This is a genomic window from Bacillus sp. 165 (assembly GCF_017742235.1).
Taxonomy (GTDB): domain Bacteria; phylum Bacillota; class Bacilli; order Bacillales; family Bacillaceae_G; genus JAGHKQ01.
Genome location: NZ_JAGHKQ010000001.1, coordinates 130891 through 147890, shown reverse-complemented (window position 1 = coordinate 147890; position 17000 = coordinate 130891). Strand labels below are relative to the sequence as shown.

The window sequence follows — 17000 nt, the reverse complement described above, 5'->3', positions numbered from 1 at the left end:
TTTTTGTAGAAAACCCTTGGATTTCAAGGGTTTTTCATTTTGCTTATCTTTCTAATATGGTTTAATATAGGATGAGGATTGTAGAGGGGGTAAGGAAATGGAGTGGACAGCAAAGGATATCCAGTTGTATAAGGAATCCAAGGAATACATAGATACAGTCGTGGTACCGCTTGTACCTGTTTCGCTTGGTGCAGATATAGAAGAGGCTGTACAAAAAGGGGAGTTTGTGTCAGCTTTGACACGAGAAATTGAAAGGCAGTATAAGGGAAGAATTTTACTCGTACCGTCTTTTACATACTTACAGGAAAATAGAGAGGAACAACTGGAGCATTTGCAGCTGTGGACAAGCTCGTTTATGCGAGAAGGAATGAAGCACATAGTATATGTGACAAGTGATTTTGATTGGAAAAAGGAGTCTGACCTTCAAGGGATGCTGTTTTGGTTGCCTGCTTTGCCGCTTGAGCAGCTGAATTCGAAATCTAGGCAAGAGGTTTTGCAATCTCAAGTCAATGAAATGATGAAAATTGTCATTTTTGAGTGGGAAAAAGCAGAATAAATAGATAGTTTTGTCGATAATAAGGAAGTATGATATTGACCAATCTCAATCGTTATTATATCATGATAGTGTCCTAGTTTTTATCTGTTAATACACTTGTTTATCCAAAATGGAGCAACTTTTTATAGAGGGGGGAAATTTTCATGAGTGAGAAAGAACATAGGGTATCAAGACGCCAGTTTTTAAACTATACGTTAACAGGCGTCGGAGGATTTATGGCTGCTGGTATGCTTATGCCAATGGCACGTTTTGCGTTAGATCCTGTTCTGGAGAAAGAAGCAGGGACTGAGCTAGTAGCAGTAGGTCAGGTGAAGGAGATCACTAACGAACCGAAACGTTTTGATTTTAAAGTGAAGGTTGTAGACGGCTGGTACAAAACGGAAGAACCGAGATCGGCGTGGGTCTACAAAAATGAAAGCGGCGACATCGTGGCTTTATCTCCGGTTTGTAAACACTTAGGATGTACGGTTAACTGGAATTCAGACAATGCGCATCCAAACCAATTCTTCTGTCCATGTCATGGCGGACGCTATGAGAAAAACGGGAAGAACATTAAAGGAACGCCACCGCTTGCGCCGCTTGATTTGTACGAGTCAAAAATAAAGGATGGTACGCTTTATTTAGGTAAGGCCAAGCCAAATGGAGGTGCGTAATCGATGATGAACAAAATTTATGATTGGGTTGATGAACGTCTGGATATTACGCCGTTGTGGCGCGATATCGCTGACCATGAGGTGCCAGAACACGTAAACCCTGCTCATCACTTTTCCGCATTCGTTTACTGTTTTGGCGGATTGACGTTCTTCGTAACTGTTATCCAAATTTTATCAGGTATGTTTTTAACAATGTATTATGTACCTGATATTAAAAATGCATGGGAATCTGTATATTATTTGCAAAATGAAGTAGCGTACGGTCAAATTGTACGTGGTATGCATCACTGGGGTGCGAGTCTTGTTATCGTAATGATGTTTTTACATACGTTGCGCGTGTTTTTCCAAGGTGCTTATAAAAAGCCTCGTGAATTAAACTGGGTAGTAGGAGTATTAATTTTCTTTGTAATGCTTGGTTTAGGATTCACAGGTTATTTATTGCCATGGGATATGAAAGCATTGTTTGCAACTAAGGTAGGTCTGCAAATTGCAGAGCAAACACCATTAATCGGGAAACAAGTAAAAACCTTGCTTGCAGGTCACTCCGAAATCGTAGGTGCACAAACGTTAACTCGCTTCTTTGCGATTCACGTATTCTTCTTACCTGGTGCATTATTAGGATTGATGGGAGCCCATTTCTTAATTATTCGTAAACAAGGTATTTCTGGTCCACTGTAAAAAGTAAAGATTATTAGACATGTGAATTCAAAGGAGGGAGATTATGCATCGCGGCAAAGGGATGAAATTTGTTGGAGATTCACGCGTGCCTGCTGTCCGTAAACCGAATATCCCGAAGGACTATTCGGAATTTCCAGGAAAAACGGAAGCGTTTTGGCCAAACTTCCTGTTAAAGGAATGGATGGTAGGTGCAGTGTTTTTAATTGGTTATCTATGCTTGACAATCGCTCATCCATCACCACTAGAGCGTATTGCAGATCCAACTGATACTGGTTACATACCGTTACCTGACTGGTATTTCTTATTCTTGTATCAATTGTTAAAGTATTCATTTGCATCAGGTCCTTATACAATCATTGGTGCATTCATTATGCCAGGTATTGCATTCGGTTCATTACTATTAGCTCCGTTTCTTGACAGAGGACCAGAGCGTCGACCGTCCAAACGACCTGTAGCAACTGGTTTTATGCTGCTTGCGTTGGCGGCTACTGTGTTCTTAACTTGGGAATCTGTAGTACACCATGACTGGGAAGCTGCAAAGAAACAAGGTGCTATCGTGAAGACAGTAGAAGTGGACAAAAATGCAGACGGCTATAAAATTATGCAGGCGAATACTTGCTTAACTTGTCATGGTGACAATTTGCAGGGCGGCCCTGCAGCTCCTGCTTTACAAGGTATTGAACTGAAACCGGAAGAAATTGCGAAAATCGCAAAAGAAGGTAAAGGTAACATGCCAGCAGGCGTTTTCAAAGGCACAGATGAAGAGTTGAAAAAGCTTTCTGAATTCGTAGCAGGATTAGGACAAGAGTAATAAAAAAAGCTGGCGTTTCGTCAGCTTTTTTTATTTGCGATGCTGTACTATAATGAGAAAAAATCGAGAATGGGAGGATTACAGGTGGCCTTTTTGTATCATCTTCTGCGCAGCCGAACTATGCTCTGGCTTCTTTTTATTGTCAATGTTTTAGGAACTGTATATGGATACATTTGGTACAAGTATCAATTGATGGAAACACCACCCCAATTTCTTATATTTGTTCCGGATAGTCCAACTGCCAGTTTGTTTTTTGTTTTTGTTTTATTTGCTTTTTTGCTCAAAAGGAATTGGGGACTTATGGAGGCTTTCGCTATTATCACATTGTTTAAATACGGGATTTGGGCAGTGGTTATGAACATTCTTGTATACATAGTGGAAGGCAGTCTGGATTTGGCTAGTTATATGTTGATTTTTTCGCATGGAGCGATGGCAGTGCAGGGGTTACTATATGCGCCATTTTATCGCATTAAAAAATGGCATCTGGTCATAGCTGGGATTTGGACATTGCATAATGATATTGTTGACTATGTCTTTTTTATGATGCCTCGTTACTCTATGTTGAATGAGTATTTTCAGCCCATTGGGTATTTTACTTTTTGGCTCAGCATACTCTCCATTGGAATTGCATATTATCTTTGTATTCGAAAGAAGCATTTTTCATTATCTATTTCAAATTAGTAGTTTGTTGGCTCCTGTACAGGAGCTTTTTAATTTTCTAAGGTCTATTCTTGCTTGTCTCGACATACACTTTATTAGGATTTGAGGAGGGACGAGCCATGAAAAAATGTATATTTCTAATTTGTATGCTATTATCATTTATACCATTCCCAACCTATGCTGCTGGTTGGACAGATCTAAATGGATTACTAGACGAAACTCTGCAATTTGTGAAACAGAAAGAATACGAAAAAGCACAAAAGCTTTTGGAGTATTTTGCTGAGCAATTTAAAGATTATAATAAAGAAGACAAGCTGGCTTCACCAGAAGATATCCGCGCCATTTCAGTAGCCTTTGATAAAGCCTTTACCGCTATTCAAAATGAAGATATGAGTGAAAATGAGAAGTGGGAAGATATATTGGCGCTTCGTCTTGTTATAGATGCTGAACAAGCAAAGCTACAACCTCTTTGGATGGATAGAGAGCAAGCTGTCATGAAACCGTTTGATCGCATGGAAACGGCTATGAAACAAGAGAATGACGAAGAGTTTCAATATGAGTTGAATTTATTTCTTAACGAGCTGTCTATTATTTATCCAAGCTTGACTATCGATTTACCGCATGAAGAGCTGCATCGGTTAAATGCCCATGTATCTTATTTAGAGGAGTTTCGTAATTTGATTTCTCAAAGTCCTCAAGCCCAAGGGCAAGTAGAGGTTATGAAGGAGGATTTGCAGCGTATATTCTCGAACCCCACGGATAAATATCAGCCTTCTCTTATGTGGGTAATGAATACAACGGCAACTATTATTCTTATTACATTAACTTATGTAGGTTGGAGAAAATATAAAGGTGACAGAGAAAAAAAGAGAATTCCATCGAAATGACAGCTAAGCAAGTTCGTTGACAGGAAAGCAGTAACAAAATAAAATGAATAGTACCACAACTTCTATGGAGGTAAACATGCTTTATTTGGTATATTTTGCAGTAATATTACTTGTTCCGATTTATGCACAAATGAAGGTAAGAAAAGCGTATAGTAAGTATTCAGAGGTATATTCTACCTCGGGTATGACGGGGGCTGATGTGGCACGAAGAATTTTGGATGCCAATGGGTTATATAATGTAGGTGTTGAAGAAACACCAGGCTTTTTATCTGATCATTATGACCCTCGTTCAAAAACAGTGCGCTTGTCAACAAACAATTATTACGGTCATTCTGTAGCTGGTACAGCAGTGGCAGCACATGAGGTAGGACATGCAATTCAAGATGCACAGGATTACGCGTTTTTACGTTTTCGACATGCATTGGTTCCGGTGGCGAGCTTTAGCTCCAATATGTCTTGGATATTTGTAATGATTGGTATTTTTGCGGGTCTTTCCAACTTGCTTTTACTTGGAATTGTTTTGCTTGCCGCTGGGGTAATATTCCAGTTAGTTACACTGCCGGTAGAGTTCAATGCTTCAAGCCGGGCAATGGCTCAAATCGCCTCACTTGGTATCGTATCTTCCTCCGAAGAGAAGGATGCACGTAAAGTATTGAATGCCGCAGCGCTTACTTATGTGGCAGCAGCTGCCGTAGCTGTGCTTGAGTTATTACGTCTTGTCTTGATTTATACAGGCATGCAAAGAAGCGATGATTAAAAAGCTATCGGATATCCGATAGCTTTTTTAGGTGCATATAATGAGTGTGTTTCTTTGCCTCTACATAATTTGCATGAGAGGCTGGGCTGGTGTTCAGTTGCCTAAAAAAATGAGCACGGGCAGTTTTCCCGTGCTCATCAGCTTTCATGAATAGTAGATAGGAGCTTGTTACATAAAGAAAGCAATGTTCTTAGTTATGCAATGGATTTTTATTTTCATCCAGCGTAAATCCTTCTCCAATGACGTCATGAACATCGCTGACTGCCACGAAAGCATGGGGATCTACGGATGTAATAATATTTTTTAGCTTTACAATTTCATTTTTAGCTACCACACAATACAGTACATTTCTTTCTTGCTGCGTAAATGTTCCCTGCCCCTTTAAAAACGTTGCACCGCGATCCATCTCTGACAATATTTTAAGTGCTATTTCATGATTTTTATCTGAAATGATCGTCGTTCCTTTTGCAGCATAAGCTCCTTCTTGCATAAAGTCAATTACTCGGGCTCCGATAAATACTGCTACCAATGTATACATTGCTTCTCTATATGTTAAATATGTTAAAGAGATAGTAATAACAACAGCGTCAAACATAAACATTGTTTTTCCCATACTCCAACCGGCATATTTATGAGCAAGCCGAGCAATGATATCTACTCCGCCTGTTGTGCCGCCAAAGCGAAAAATAATGCCAAGGCCCACTCCGATAAACACACCTGCAAACAAAGCAGCAAGAGTCATATCATTATTTAGTGTGATATGCACAGGATAACGTTGGAACAGCCATAAAAAAAGTGAAACGCTGATTGTTCCGATAATGGTGTAAAAGAATGTCGTTCGACCAAGCAGCTTCCATCCGAGAAAAAACAACGGAATGTTTAAGGCTAAGTTCGTATATGACGGATCGAGGTTGAATAAAAAATAAAGCAAAAGAGTGATGCCTGTAAAGCCTCCTTCTGCTAAATTGTTTTCAATATTAATATTGACAATGCCAAAGGAAAAAATGGCGGATCCGATTAAGATAAAAAATATATTTTGCAGTCTAATGTTAAGCATAATATTCCCCCTGTAGTCTGTATATCTGCCCACTTATTATAGTGTATCCCATGTATTGTGGCAAATTATGTATAGGAGCAATAAAATTTGTCAAATTATACAGAATTGGCTAACATGAAAGAAGAAGGATATGAGGTGATACATATGGAGCAAAAAAGTATAAAAGACATGCAAAAAGAAGTCGATGTATACATAAGTCAGTTTAAAGAAGGGTATTTCAGTCCGCTAGCGATGATGGCCAGGCTGACAGAGGAAATGGGAGAACTGGCGCGAGAAATTAACCACTATTACGGAGAAAAGCCGAAAAAAGCAACAGAAAAAGAAAGAACTATTGAGGAAGAACTGGGAGATATCATGTTTGTGATTACTTGTCTAGCTAATAGCTTAGATATTGATTTGGAATCTGCTCATAATCTTGTAATGGAAAAGTTTAATACAAGAGACAAAAATCGTTGGACGCGAATCGAAGAAGGGGAGAAGTAAAATATGAGAACTATTAATATTATATTGGCAGGACCAAGAGGCAGAATGGGGTCAGAGGCTTTACACTTGATCCAAAATACACCGCATTTCAACCTTGTGGCAGCGATAGACCGCAAAAACGAAGGAAAGCTTATTTCAGATATCGAGGGGCTTCCTGCGCTACATGCTCCTGTATTTGAAGATTTACAGAAATGTTTACAAACAGTACAAGCAGATGTCTTATTGGACTTAACAACGCCTGAAATCGGGAAAAAGCATGTACAGATTGCTATGAGTCATGGTCTTCGTTCTGTTGTGGGAACGACAGGGTTTACAGAAGAAGAAATCCACGCACTTAGCACAGAAGCAAAGGAACGAAACATCGGTACGATTATTGCCCCAAACTTTGCTATCGGAGCTGTATTGATGATGAAGTTTGCTCATATGGCAGCGAAGTATTTTCAAGACGTAGAAATTATTGAACTTCACCATGACCGAAAATTAGATGCTCCTTCAGGAACAGCGTTAAAGACGGCAGATTTAATACGAACTGTCCGTGAGCCAAAAAAGCAGGGACATCCAAATGAAGAAGAACAATTACAAGGAGCAAGAGGAGCTACAATAGACGGGATCCATATTCATAGTGTCAGGTTGCCTGGCTTAATTGCTCATCAAGAAGTTTTGTTTGGAGGAAATGGACAAATGCTAAGCATCCGTCATGACTCCTTTAATAGAGAATCATTTATGTCTGGTGTAAAGCTAGCTGTGGAGACTGTTATGAATCTCGATGTGCTAGTGTACGGATTAGAAAATATTATTGATTAAGGGAGGCATGGCTCATGAAAATTGCGTTGATTGCTCACGATAAAAAGAAAAATGATATGGTGACGTTTGCCTGTGCATATAAACCTGTTCTGGAAAAGCACGAGTTGTATGCAACTGGAACCACTGGTTTGCGGGTTACAGAAGCGACAGGACTTATGGTTACACGCTATCAGTCTGGTCCGCTCGGTGGAGATCAAGAAATTGGAGCTATGATTGCCAAAAATGATATGGATGTGGTAATTTTCTTTCGTGATCCGCTTACAGCGCAGCCTCATGAGCCAGATGTGAACGCCTTGCTGCGCCTGTGCGATGTGTATTCTATTCCGCTTGCAACGAATATGGCAAGTGCAGAATTGTTGATGCATGGGCTAGAAAGAGGAGATTTAGATTATAGAAAGTTAAGAAGGAGTACAATATGAAATTACATATTTTAGCTTTTGGCGCTCATGCTGATGATGTAGAAATCGGCATGGCAGGCACCATTGCAAAATATACGAAACAAGGATATGAGGCAGGAATATGTGAGTTAACAGAGGCAGAGCTGTCGTCCAATGGAACTGTCGAGGTGCGAAAAAAAGAAGCGAACCGGGCGGCCGAGATTTTAGGCGTAAACATGCGGAAGAATTTAGGAATGCCTGACAGAGGGTTATTCATGAAGGAAGAGTACATAGAGCAGATTGTAGATGTGATTCGTGAATGGAGGCCTGCTGTGGTATTTGCGCCGTTTCATGAAGACAGACATCCCGATCACGGCAATTGTACCCGTCTTGTAGAAGAGGCTGTTTTTTCTGCTGGTATTCGCAAATACAAAGGGAAAAAGGACCTTCCGGCGCATCGTGTATCGTCGTTTCATTATTACATGATAAATGGCTTTCATAAGCCGTCTTTCTGTGTAGATATTACAAGAGAAATGGAAACGAAGGTAACGGCACTAAAGGCGTATGAAAGTCAGTTTACGAAGGGTGAGAACGGCGTTATGACACCATTGACAGAAGGGTATATTGAAACGGTCGTGGCGCGCGAAAAGATGTTTGGAAAGGAAGTAGGGGTACAGTATGCAGAAGGATTTATAAGTAAAAGTCCGCTGCTGTTACACTATGATGTAATAGGTGAGAAATCATGAAGTTAAAAATAGGTATAACATGTTATCCGACTGTAGGAGGATCAGGAATAGTAGCGACAGAGCTAGGAAAGTTGCTTGCTGAAAGAGGTCATGAAATTCACTTTATTTCTTCCAGTATGCCATTTCGACTAAATAAGGTGTACTGCAACATTTATTATCATGAAGTGACAGTCAATCAATATTCCGTATTTCAGTATCCTCCGTATGACTTGGCGCTAGCAAGTAAAATGGCAGAAGTGGCTAAGCGTGAAAAGCTTGATGTGCTGCATGTGCATTATGCTATTCCTCATGCTGTGTGTGCATATTTAGCGAAGCAGATGGCGGGAGAAGATTTGAAGATTGTGACGACCCTTCATGGAACGGATATTACTGTATTAGGATACGATCCATCACTAACGGGGTTGATTCAGTTTGGGATTGAAAAGTCAGACTACGTTACTGCGGTATCTCAGTCGTTAGTCGAACAAACATACGAACTAATTGAGCCGAAGCAAGAGATTCATACTGTCTATAATTTTATTGATAACCGTGTCTATCGAAAGAAAGATACTTCCTATTTGAAGGAAGAATACGGTATAAAGGAAGATGAAAAGGTCATTATTCATGTTTCAAACTTTCGTAAGGTGAAGCGGGTACAAGATGTCATTCAATCTTTCGATCTTATTCAAAAAGAGGTGCCTTCCAAATTGCTCTTGGTAGGAGATGGACCTGAATACACACTGCTTGCAAAGCTTGTAAAGGAACGTAAGCTAGAAGATAAAGTACTCTTTTTAGGGAAGCAGGAAAATGTCGAGGATTTATTCTCAATAAGCGATCTAAAGCTGCTTCTGTCTGAAAAAGAAAGCTTCGGTTTAGTACTGTTAGAAGCTATGGCATGCGGAGTGCCTTGCATTGGAACAAGAATAGGAGGTATTCCTGAAGTCATTGAAGACGGGAGAACAGGTTATATTTGTGAATTAGGAGATATCGAACAAATCGCAGAAAAAGCAATTCAATTATTAACAGATGAAACATTGCATAAGCAAATGGCTAAAAATGCTGCAGATACTGTACAGCAACGCTTCAGTGCAGATAACATTGTGTCACAATACGAAGAGATTTATCACAGCATCTTGGAGAATCCAGATCATGGAACGCTTTAAACAGCCGGTTCATATTATTAAAACATTGAAAAATCATGGATTTGAGGCCTATTTTGTAGGAGGAAGCGTCCGTGATTATTTGATAGGAAGAGTGATTGGAGATATTGACATTGCAACGTCCGCCTTGCCTGAGGATGTTATGCGTATTTTCCCGCGCCATGTTCCCGTTGGTGTAGAGCATGGAACAGTTGTTGTGTTAGAGCAAGGAGTTCCTTATGAAGTAACAACATTTCGTATGGAAGAGGATTATAAGGATTTTCGACGCCCCAGCAGTGTTACATTTATCCGTTCATTAGAAGAAGATTTAAAGCGGCGGGATTTTACGATGAACGCTATCGCGATGGATGAAACAGGGAAAATCATTGATCCGTTTGGAGGACAAGCGGCCATTAAAAATAAGATAATCCAAACTGTCGGAGATCCTAATGAACGGTTTCAAGAAGATGCGCTGCGCATGATGAGGGGCATTCGTTTTGTAAGCACGCTTGGGTTTGTATTGGCTGAGGAGACAAAAAAGGCAATCGAACAAAATGCTGACCTTCTAGAGCAAATTTCAATTGAACGAGTGGCAATGGAATGCGAGAAGATGCTTACAGGTACATTTGCTTCGCAAGCATTTCAGCATTTGGTAGATACGAAACTGTACAAATATCTGCCTTATCTGGAAAACAAGGAAAGAGAACTGAGAAAGTTTTCCTCCTACGCTTTACAGGAGTTGCAGAATAGTGTAGAAGCATGGGTTTGTCTGCTATATATAACAAATCTCCATGCGAGCGAGGTGTTAAAAGCCTGGAAGCTTTCCAATAAAAAGATAAAAAGTATCGATCAAGCGTTGCAAACCGTAAGAGTATTGGATACAGAAGCATGGAACAATCTCTTGCTGTATAAAGCTGGTAAAGAAACAGTAATGATCGCAGAACGAGTCCGATCTGTTTTGTTTCAAGAAGGAAATGAGGATGGAGTTCAAATCATTACAGAGCATTATAATCAGCTGCCTATTCATAGCCGCCAAGAATTGCAAGTAACGGGTCGAGATTTGCTGGAGTGGACAGAAAAAAAGGCGGGACCATGGGTTGCTGATGTCTTGGAACGAATAGAAGCAGAAGTTGTCAACAACCGCCTGCAAAACTCGAAACTACAGATTAGGGAGTGGCTGAACCGATGCAATCTACTATAAGAAAACAGCTTCTTGAAATATTTTCAGAGGCAGATGGAGAGTTTGTTTCTGGACAAACCATTAGTGAACAGCTTGGGTGCTCAAGAACAGCTGTATGGAAACATATGGAGGATTTACGCAAGGAAGGTTATGAGCTGGAAGCAGTTCGCCGGTTAGGGTATAAAATCGCAAAAAAACCGGATAAGGTAACTGGGAATGAAATTCAGCTTGGATTGCAGACGAGCTTTATAGGTCGAAACGTGTATTATGAAGACACTGTAGACTCTACTCAAAAGATTGCAGCAGGCTTGGCATATGAGGGCGTGTCAGAAGGAACAGTTGTAGTAGCAGAACAGCAAACATCTGGAAGAGGACGATTGAGCAGAAAATGGTATTCTCCAAAAGGAACGGGCATTTGGATGAGTATTATTTTACGCCCTGCCATTCCAACTCAAAATGCACCGCAGCTTACTTTGCTTGCGGCTGTCAGCGTCGCGCAAGCAATCGAAGAGGCGGGAGTTAGTGTGAGCATTAAATGGCCTAACGATATTTTAATTAATGGGAAAAAAGCGGTTGGCATTTTAACAGAACTGCAAGCGGAGGCCGATAAAATCAATGCGGTTATCATTGGTATTGGTATTAATGTAAATCAAAAGCAAGAGGACTTTGCTGAAGAAATACAAACGATTGCTACTTCTCTTGCCATAGAAAAAGGTACTAAGCTTGCTCGTGCTGAACTGATGCAAAGTATTTTTTATCATATGGAAAGATTGTATCAGCAGTATTTAGATAAGGGTTTTCAAATTGTAAAGCTGTTGTGGGAAAGTTATGCCATCAGTATAGGTAAAACGATTACAGCACGCACGGTTACACAAACACTAACTGGGATTGCAAAAGGGATTACAGAAGACGGAGTGTTGATGCTGGAGGACGAAAGCGGAAATATTCATTATATTCATTCAGCTGATATTGAAATAAGGTAGTAAACTAGTATTTCATTTGGTATAATAAATTCGAAAATGGGTAGTATCCAAAATGGAACTGCACCAAACGGAATTAAAAACTTGGATTCTGCCTTGATCCAATAGGACTAGGACAGAGGGATGATATGTATTAATTTGAAAATCCTTCTTTCTTTTTGAGGAAAAAGGATTTTTTTTCATCATCTTCTCTATCCAAATAAGGAGGAGATTATGTGAAAACGACTACAGATTTTTTAAACATGAAAAAACAAGGGGAAGCAATTGTCATGGTGACTGCCTACGACTATCCTTCCGCAAAGCTAGCAGAACAAGCAAAGGTGGACATGATTTTAGTTGGAGATTCACTAGGCATGGTTGTGCTAGGGTATGATTCTACTATTCCGGTTACAGTCGATGATATGATTCATCATACAAAAGCGGTTCGCCGAGGTGCAAAGGAAACATTCATCGTTACGGATATGCCATTTATGTCTTACCATGTTTCGCAAGAAGAAACGAGGAAAAACGCTTGTCGAATTATGCAAGAAACAGGAGCTAATGCAGTGAAGGTGGAGGGGGCAGACGATGTTCTTGCAGTTATTCGTTCGCTTACCCTTGCTGGGGTACCTGTTGTCGCTCATTTAGGGTTAACACCACAGTCTGTTGGAGTTCTCGGTGGTTATAAAGTACAAGGAAAAGACGCAGAAAGCGCAAAAAAGTTGCTGCAAGATGCAAAACTATGCCAAGAAGCAGGTGCGATTGCATTGGTGCTTGAATGTGTGCCTAAGCAATTAGCAGATGAAGTTTCCATGCAGCTAGAGATTCCGACCATCGGTATTGGAGCAGGCAATAAAACAGATGGACAAGTGCTTGTTTACCATGACATTATTACGTATGGAGTAGGACGAGTACCGAAGTTTGTGAAACAATATGCTGATATTCAACAAGACATAGTCGACGGTATTGAGCGATATGTAGAAGAAGTTAAAACAAGAATCTTTCCAGAAGAGAAACATTCCTTTACGATGAAGGAAGAAGAGCTATTGGCACTATACGGAGGAAAAATGGAATGCAAATAATACATTCAATTCAGGAAATGCAGGGGCTGGTTCTCTCTCTGCGGAGCGAGGGAAAACAAATCGGCTTTGTGCCCACAATGGGATTTTTACATGAAGGGCACGTCACATTGCTTAAAGCAGCAAGAGAAGAAAATGATGTGGTACTACTTAGTATTTTTGTAAATCCATTGCAATTTGGTCCGAATGAAGATTTTGACCGCTATCCGCGGGATATTGAAAGAGACGAACAGTTAGCACGTGAAGCGGGAGTAGATTACTTATTCTATCCAACGGTACAAGAGATGTACCCAAATCCTTTAACAACCAAAATAACAGTAGTTGATCGAACAGATGTGTTATGCGGGAAAAAGAGGCCGGGACATTTTGATGGTGTCGCAACTGTGCTGCTAAAATTATTTAATATCACAATTCCTCATAAAGCATATTTTGGCATGAAGGATGCCCAACAAGTGGCAGTTGTGCAAGGGCTTGTTGAGGATTATAATATCCCTGTAGCAATTGTGCCTGTGGATACAGTGCGTGAAGCTGATGGCTTGGCTAAAAGCTCGCGCAATGTATATCTGTCAGGAGAGGAAAGAAAGCAAGCACCATTATTATATAAAGCACTGCAGCTTGCTAAAGAAGCAATCGAATCGGGAGAGCGAGAAGCTTCAACCGTTGTCAATACAGTAAAAGGTTACATTGAAAGCAACACTGCTGGTGAGGTCGATTATGTGGAGCTGTATGCGTATCCTTCGCTGCAGCCGCTTAGGGAGATAGAAGGTACAGTCATTATTGCTTTGGCAGTCAAATTTTCAAAGGCTCGTTTAATAGATAATCTTATATTTACAGTTTAGGGGGAGCAGCTATGTTTCGTACAATGATGAGAGCGAAATTACACCGTGCTACAGTGACGGAGGCAAACTTGAATTACGTGGGAAGTATTACAATTGATGAGGACTTAATGGATGCGGTTGGCATCGCAGAAAATGAAAAAGTGCAAATTGTGAACAATAATAATGGAGCACGCTTTGAAACGTATGTTATTAAAGGACAACGCGGCAGCGGTGTAATATGCTTAAATGGGGCAGCGGCAAGATTAGTGCATGAAGGGGACAAAGTTATCATTATTTGTTATGGATTAGTTCCAGATGAAAACGTGCATACGCATCAGCCGAAAGTAGCCATTTTGAATGACCAAAATGAAATTATTGATATGCTTGCAGCAGAGCCTGCATCAACTGTTCTATAATAAAAATCCCCATCTATATGGGGATTTTTTCTTCTGTTCATGTGGTATAGTAGAAATAGCATGTTTTTGTTGTGAATGAGGTGTAAAACTATGGCAAACCGTTTTGTCGTTGTGGACGTAGAAACGACGGGAAATGCAGCAAAGGATGGTAAAGATAAAATTACACAAATTGCTGCAGTTGTAATCGAAAATGAAGAAATCTGTGAAGTGTTTACTAGCTTTGTGAATCCTGAAAAGCCAATTCCTCCTTTTATTACGGAGTTAACGGGAATAGATGACGATATGGTCAAAAATGCTCCTTTATTCAAAGATATAGCACCTAATATTCTCACGCTATTCGAAGATGCCTATTTTGTCGCGCATAATGTTCATTTTGATTTGAGTTTTTTACAAGAAGAATTAAAGGCAGCGGGTTTTCCGTCTTTATCATGCTCTACTCTTGATACAGTAGAATTATCGCGCGTTTTAATGCCTACTTTAGATAGTTATAAACTAGGGCATTTAGCAAATCATTTTCAGTTCTCACATGAAAATCCCCACCGTGCTGACAGCGATGCATTGGTGACAGCAGAGTTATTTCTTACTTTATTACATAAATTAAAGCAACTGCCGCTTGTGACGATACAAAAGCTTTATGAATTGAGCTTTTCATTTAAAAGCGAACTTCATGAAATAGCAGCGGCTATTATATTAGAGAAAATGAAGCAACATTCTCACGAAGACAAACAGTTCGATATTTATCGTAATATGGCCTTACGTAAACGGAGTCATAGTGGGCAAATGGAGGAACAGGATAATCTGGATTTTCAAGATTTTAAAGCGGGTTTCTCTCAAATTATGACAAAGCAGCTGCCGCGATTCGAAGAACGGGAAGAGCAAACTATGATGATGGAGGAAATATACAACGCCTTTACTGATAATCGTTATTCGCTGATTGAAGCTGGTACTGGCACAGGGAAAACATTAGCTTACTTGCTTCCATCACTATTCTTTGCCAAACAGAAAGAAAAGCAAATTGTTATTAGCACACAGACTGTACAATTACAGCAGCAAATTTTGGAAAAAGAGATTCCTTTATTAAAGCGTGTGTTGCCCTTTTCTTTTGATGCGGTATTATTAAAGGGTCGAAAGCACTATATATGCTTGCAAAAGTTTGAACATGCATTAGAAGAAGAGGATACGAATTATGATAGCATTTTAACGAAAGCGAAGATTTTGGTGTGGCTGTTAGAAACTGAAGCCGGAGATGTGGATGAACTCAACTTGCCAACAGGAGGAAAGCTTCTTTGGGAACGAATATGCAGTGATCGTACAAGTGCTGTTGGAAAAGGAAACCCTTGGTATGAACGCTGCTTCTATCAAAGAGCGAAGCACCGCACATTTTTTGCTGACCTTATCATCACAAATCATTCACTGCTGCTGCAAGATGTTGGGAGGGAGGACCATCTTCTTTCTTCAGTAGAATATATTGTGCTTGATGAGGCCCACCATATCGAAGAGGTGGCAAGCGGCATTTTAGGAGCTCATTTTTCATGCATGTATTTCCAAATGCTCTTATCACGTTTGGGTACACTCGATACAGAAGAGTTATTGTTTAAGTTGTTTGAGTGGAAAGGCAGCAGTTCCTTCGGTGCTTTTCAGGTTATGCACAAGCTTTTGAAGGATATTAAATTTGAATCTGATGAACTCTTTCGCATGATTCGTTCATTTATCTTCGAGCAAAGCAAAGTGAAAAATAAAGAGGACTTAAATAAGCTCACCTATCGGTTCGATGTGAATAAAGAAAGAGGAAAGCTGTGGCAGGCAATCATTGAAGCAACAAGTCGGTTGTGCCACCTTGTTACAAAGCTTCAAAAGTTATCTGAGGAACAGCATGAAAAGCTGGAGGGTACATATATTGAAGGCTCAAGGGAGCAGCTTCTGTTAGATGATTTCCGCTCTGTTATTGTTTCTCTGACAACAGAAACGGCAGCTTTAGAACAATTGCTCCTGCAAGAGCAAGCAGAAGCAGTAACATGGATGGAGCTAGATACAAAAGGGACTATTCATTCAACAATTATATATAGCCAGCCTATCGATATAAGCGCTCAGCTTGCGGATGCTTTTTTTTCGAAAAAGAAAAGTGTGGTGTTAACGTCAGCTACCTTAACAGTCAATGGTTCTTTTCAATATATTGAGTCTATTCTTGGTTTAACTGATTTACAGCCGTCAACATTATCCATTTCCTCTCCGTTCGATTACAATCAGCAAGTTCGAATGATGATTCCGACAGATATACCGAACATTAAAGAGGTTTCTCAAGAAGAATACATTACAGCCATTGGCAGTTGTATCGTGGATATTGCTAAAGTGACGGATGGACGTATGCTTGTATTATTTACGTCTTACGATATGCTAAAGCAAACGTATACGATGATTAAAGGTGCTGCCGCATTAGAAGAGTTTGCCATTTTGGCACAGGGAGTCAACGGAGGCAGCCGAGCAAGGCTGACGAAAAATTTTCAACAATTTGATAAAGCCATTTTATTCGGAACGAACAGTTTTTGGGAAGGGATTGACATACCAGGAGAGGCATTAACATGTCTTGTTATGGTTCGTTTGCCATTCGCGCCTCCTGATCAGCCTGTTTTGGCAGCAAAAACAGACAAAATCAAAAGGAACGGGGGAAATCCGTTCAAAGAGTTATCCCTGCCACAAGCTATTATTCGCTTTAAGCAAGGGTTTGGCCGTTTAATTCGAACGAATGAGGACAAAGGAACGTTCTTTGTGTTAGATAGACGGATTACAGCTACGTTTTATGGAAAAAGCTTCCTTCGTTCTATTCCTTCCGTCCCTGTGTACGAGGAACCGTTAGAAAGCTTATTGGAGCTTATGCAATCTTCACATAAATAGCTGCCTGTAGGTTTACTACAGGCAGAATGTGGGTAGGAAGAATATTATACTGAATTTAAATTATAATTC

Annotated in this window: 19 protein-coding genes; 18 read left to right on the top strand and 1 reads right to left on the bottom strand. The window is 40.1% G+C overall.

What is annotated here, in order from left to right; translation table 11 throughout:
- Positions 1 to 97 precede the first annotated feature (97 nt).
- From J7Q84_RS00800 to J7Q84_RS00770, 7 genes are all read left to right on the top strand, one after another.
- The gene (locus tag J7Q84_RS00800; protein ID WP_209092501.1) at positions 98 to 556 is read left to right on the top strand and encodes a DUF2487 family protein; all 459 of its coding nucleotides are present in this window, start codon (positions 98 to 100) and stop codon (positions 554 to 556) included.
- A gap of 143 nt (positions 557 to 699) precedes the next feature.
- Entirely contained in the window at positions 700 to 1209 is a 510-nt protein-coding gene (locus tag J7Q84_RS00795; protein ID WP_209092500.1) for a QcrA and Rieske domain-containing protein, read from the top strand.
- Between the two features lie 3 nt (positions 1210 to 1212).
- Positions 1213 to 1887, top strand: coding sequence for a menaquinol-cytochrome c reductase cytochrome b subunit (gene qcrB / locus J7Q84_RS00790; protein WP_209092499.1), 675 nt, complete (start codon positions 1213 to 1215; stop codon positions 1885 to 1887).
- Positions 1888 to 1930: 43 nt separating this feature from the next.
- The gene (locus J7Q84_RS00785; protein WP_209092498.1) at positions 1931 to 2698 is read left to right on the top strand and encodes a menaquinol-cytochrome c reductase cytochrome b/c subunit; all 768 of its coding nucleotides are present in this window, start codon (positions 1931 to 1933) and stop codon (positions 2696 to 2698) included.
- Between the two features lie 84 nt (positions 2699 to 2782).
- Complete coding sequence (lhaT, locus tag J7Q84_RS00780; protein ID WP_209092497.1) at positions 2783 to 3379, top strand: lipoprotein heptaprenylglyceryl N-acetyltransferase LhaT; 597 nt, start codon at positions 2783 to 2785, stop codon at positions 3377 to 3379.
- A gap of 98 nt (positions 3380 to 3477) precedes the next feature.
- On the top strand, positions 3478 to 4245 hold the full coding sequence (ypjB, locus tag J7Q84_RS00775) for a sporulation protein YpjB (protein WP_209092496.1): 768 nt from the start codon (positions 3478 to 3480) through the stop codon (positions 4243 to 4245).
- 76 nt (positions 4246 to 4321) lie between these two features.
- Positions 4322 to 5002 carry a zinc metallopeptidase gene (locus tag J7Q84_RS00770; RefSeq protein WP_209092495.1) on the top strand — a complete coding sequence of 227 codons (681 nt, stop codon included), beginning with the start codon at positions 4322 to 4324 and terminating at the stop codon, positions 5000 to 5002.
- Positions 5003 to 5192: 190 nt separating this feature from the next.
- Here the strand turns inward: J7Q84_RS00770 and J7Q84_RS00765 are convergent, their stop codons facing one another.
- A complete protein-coding gene (locus J7Q84_RS00765; RefSeq protein ID WP_247739015.1) occupies positions 5193 to 6059 on the bottom strand; it encodes a YitT family protein in 867 nt (288 codons plus the stop codon).
- A gap of 87 nt (positions 6060 to 6146) precedes the next feature.
- On the opposite strand from J7Q84_RS00765, the gene J7Q84_RS00760 reads away from it, so the two are divergent.
- The 11 genes from J7Q84_RS00760 to dinG all read left to right on the top strand — a co-directional run bounded on the left by J7Q84_RS00760 (position 6147) and on the right by dinG (position 16931).
- Positions 6147 to 6542 carry a nucleotide pyrophosphohydrolase gene (locus J7Q84_RS00760; protein WP_247739014.1) on the top strand — a complete coding sequence of 132 codons (396 nt, stop codon included), beginning with the start codon at positions 6147 to 6149 and terminating at the stop codon, positions 6540 to 6542.
- Between the two features lie 3 nt (positions 6543 to 6545).
- Positions 6546 to 7346 carry a 4-hydroxy-tetrahydrodipicolinate reductase gene (gene dapB, locus J7Q84_RS00755; RefSeq protein WP_209092494.1) on the top strand — a complete coding sequence of 267 codons (801 nt, stop codon included), beginning with the start codon at positions 6546 to 6548 and terminating at the stop codon, positions 7344 to 7346.
- Positions 7347 to 7360: 14 nt separating this feature from the next.
- Positions 7361 to 7765 carry a methylglyoxal synthase gene (mgsA, locus tag J7Q84_RS00750; RefSeq protein ID WP_209092493.1) on the top strand — a complete coding sequence of 135 codons (405 nt, stop codon included), beginning with the start codon at positions 7361 to 7363 and terminating at the stop codon, positions 7763 to 7765.
- Positions 7762 to 8469, top strand: coding sequence for a bacillithiol biosynthesis deacetylase BshB1 (bshB1, locus tag J7Q84_RS00745; RefSeq protein WP_209092492.1), 708 nt, complete (start codon positions 7762 to 7764; stop codon positions 8467 to 8469). Before mgsA ends, bshB1 begins: the two co-directional genes overlap by 4 nt.
- Complete coding sequence (gene bshA / locus J7Q84_RS00740) at positions 8466 to 9611, top strand: N-acetyl-alpha-D-glucosaminyl L-malate synthase BshA (protein WP_209092491.1); 1146 nt, start codon at positions 8466 to 8468, stop codon at positions 9609 to 9611. Before bshB1 ends, bshA begins: the two co-directional genes overlap by 4 nt.
- Positions 9598 to 10788: a CCA tRNA nucleotidyltransferase gene (locus tag J7Q84_RS00735; RefSeq protein ID WP_209092490.1), complete on the top strand. Its 1191-nt coding sequence runs from the start codon at positions 9598 to 9600 to the stop codon at positions 10786 to 10788. The genes bshA and J7Q84_RS00735 overlap by 14 nt, the downstream gene beginning before the upstream one ends.
- Positions 10773 to 11750: a biotin--[acetyl-CoA-carboxylase] ligase gene (locus J7Q84_RS00730; protein WP_209092489.1), complete on the top strand. Its 978-nt coding sequence runs from the start codon at positions 10773 to 10775 to the stop codon at positions 11748 to 11750. Before J7Q84_RS00735 ends, J7Q84_RS00730 begins: the two co-directional genes overlap by 16 nt.
- 212 nt (positions 11751 to 11962) lie before the next feature.
- The gene (panB, locus tag J7Q84_RS00725) at positions 11963 to 12808 is read left to right on the top strand and encodes a 3-methyl-2-oxobutanoate hydroxymethyltransferase (protein ID WP_209092488.1); all 846 of its coding nucleotides are present in this window, start codon (positions 11963 to 11965) and stop codon (positions 12806 to 12808) included.
- Complete coding sequence (gene panC, locus J7Q84_RS00720) at positions 12799 to 13644, top strand: pantoate--beta-alanine ligase (RefSeq protein WP_209092487.1); 846 nt, start codon at positions 12799 to 12801, stop codon at positions 13642 to 13644. The genes panB and panC overlap by 10 nt, the downstream gene beginning before the upstream one ends.
- Before the next feature lie 11 nt (positions 13645 to 13655).
- Complete coding sequence (panD, locus tag J7Q84_RS00715; protein ID WP_209092486.1) at positions 13656 to 14039, top strand: aspartate 1-decarboxylase; 384 nt, start codon at positions 13656 to 13658, stop codon at positions 14037 to 14039.
- A gap of 90 nt (positions 14040 to 14129) precedes the next feature.
- Positions 14130 to 16931 (top strand): ATP-dependent DNA helicase DinG, encoded by a 2802-nt coding sequence (gene dinG, locus J7Q84_RS00710; RefSeq protein WP_209092485.1) that lies wholly within the window; start codon positions 14130 to 14132, stop codon positions 16929 to 16931.
- Positions 16932 to 17000: the final 69 nt, after the last annotated feature.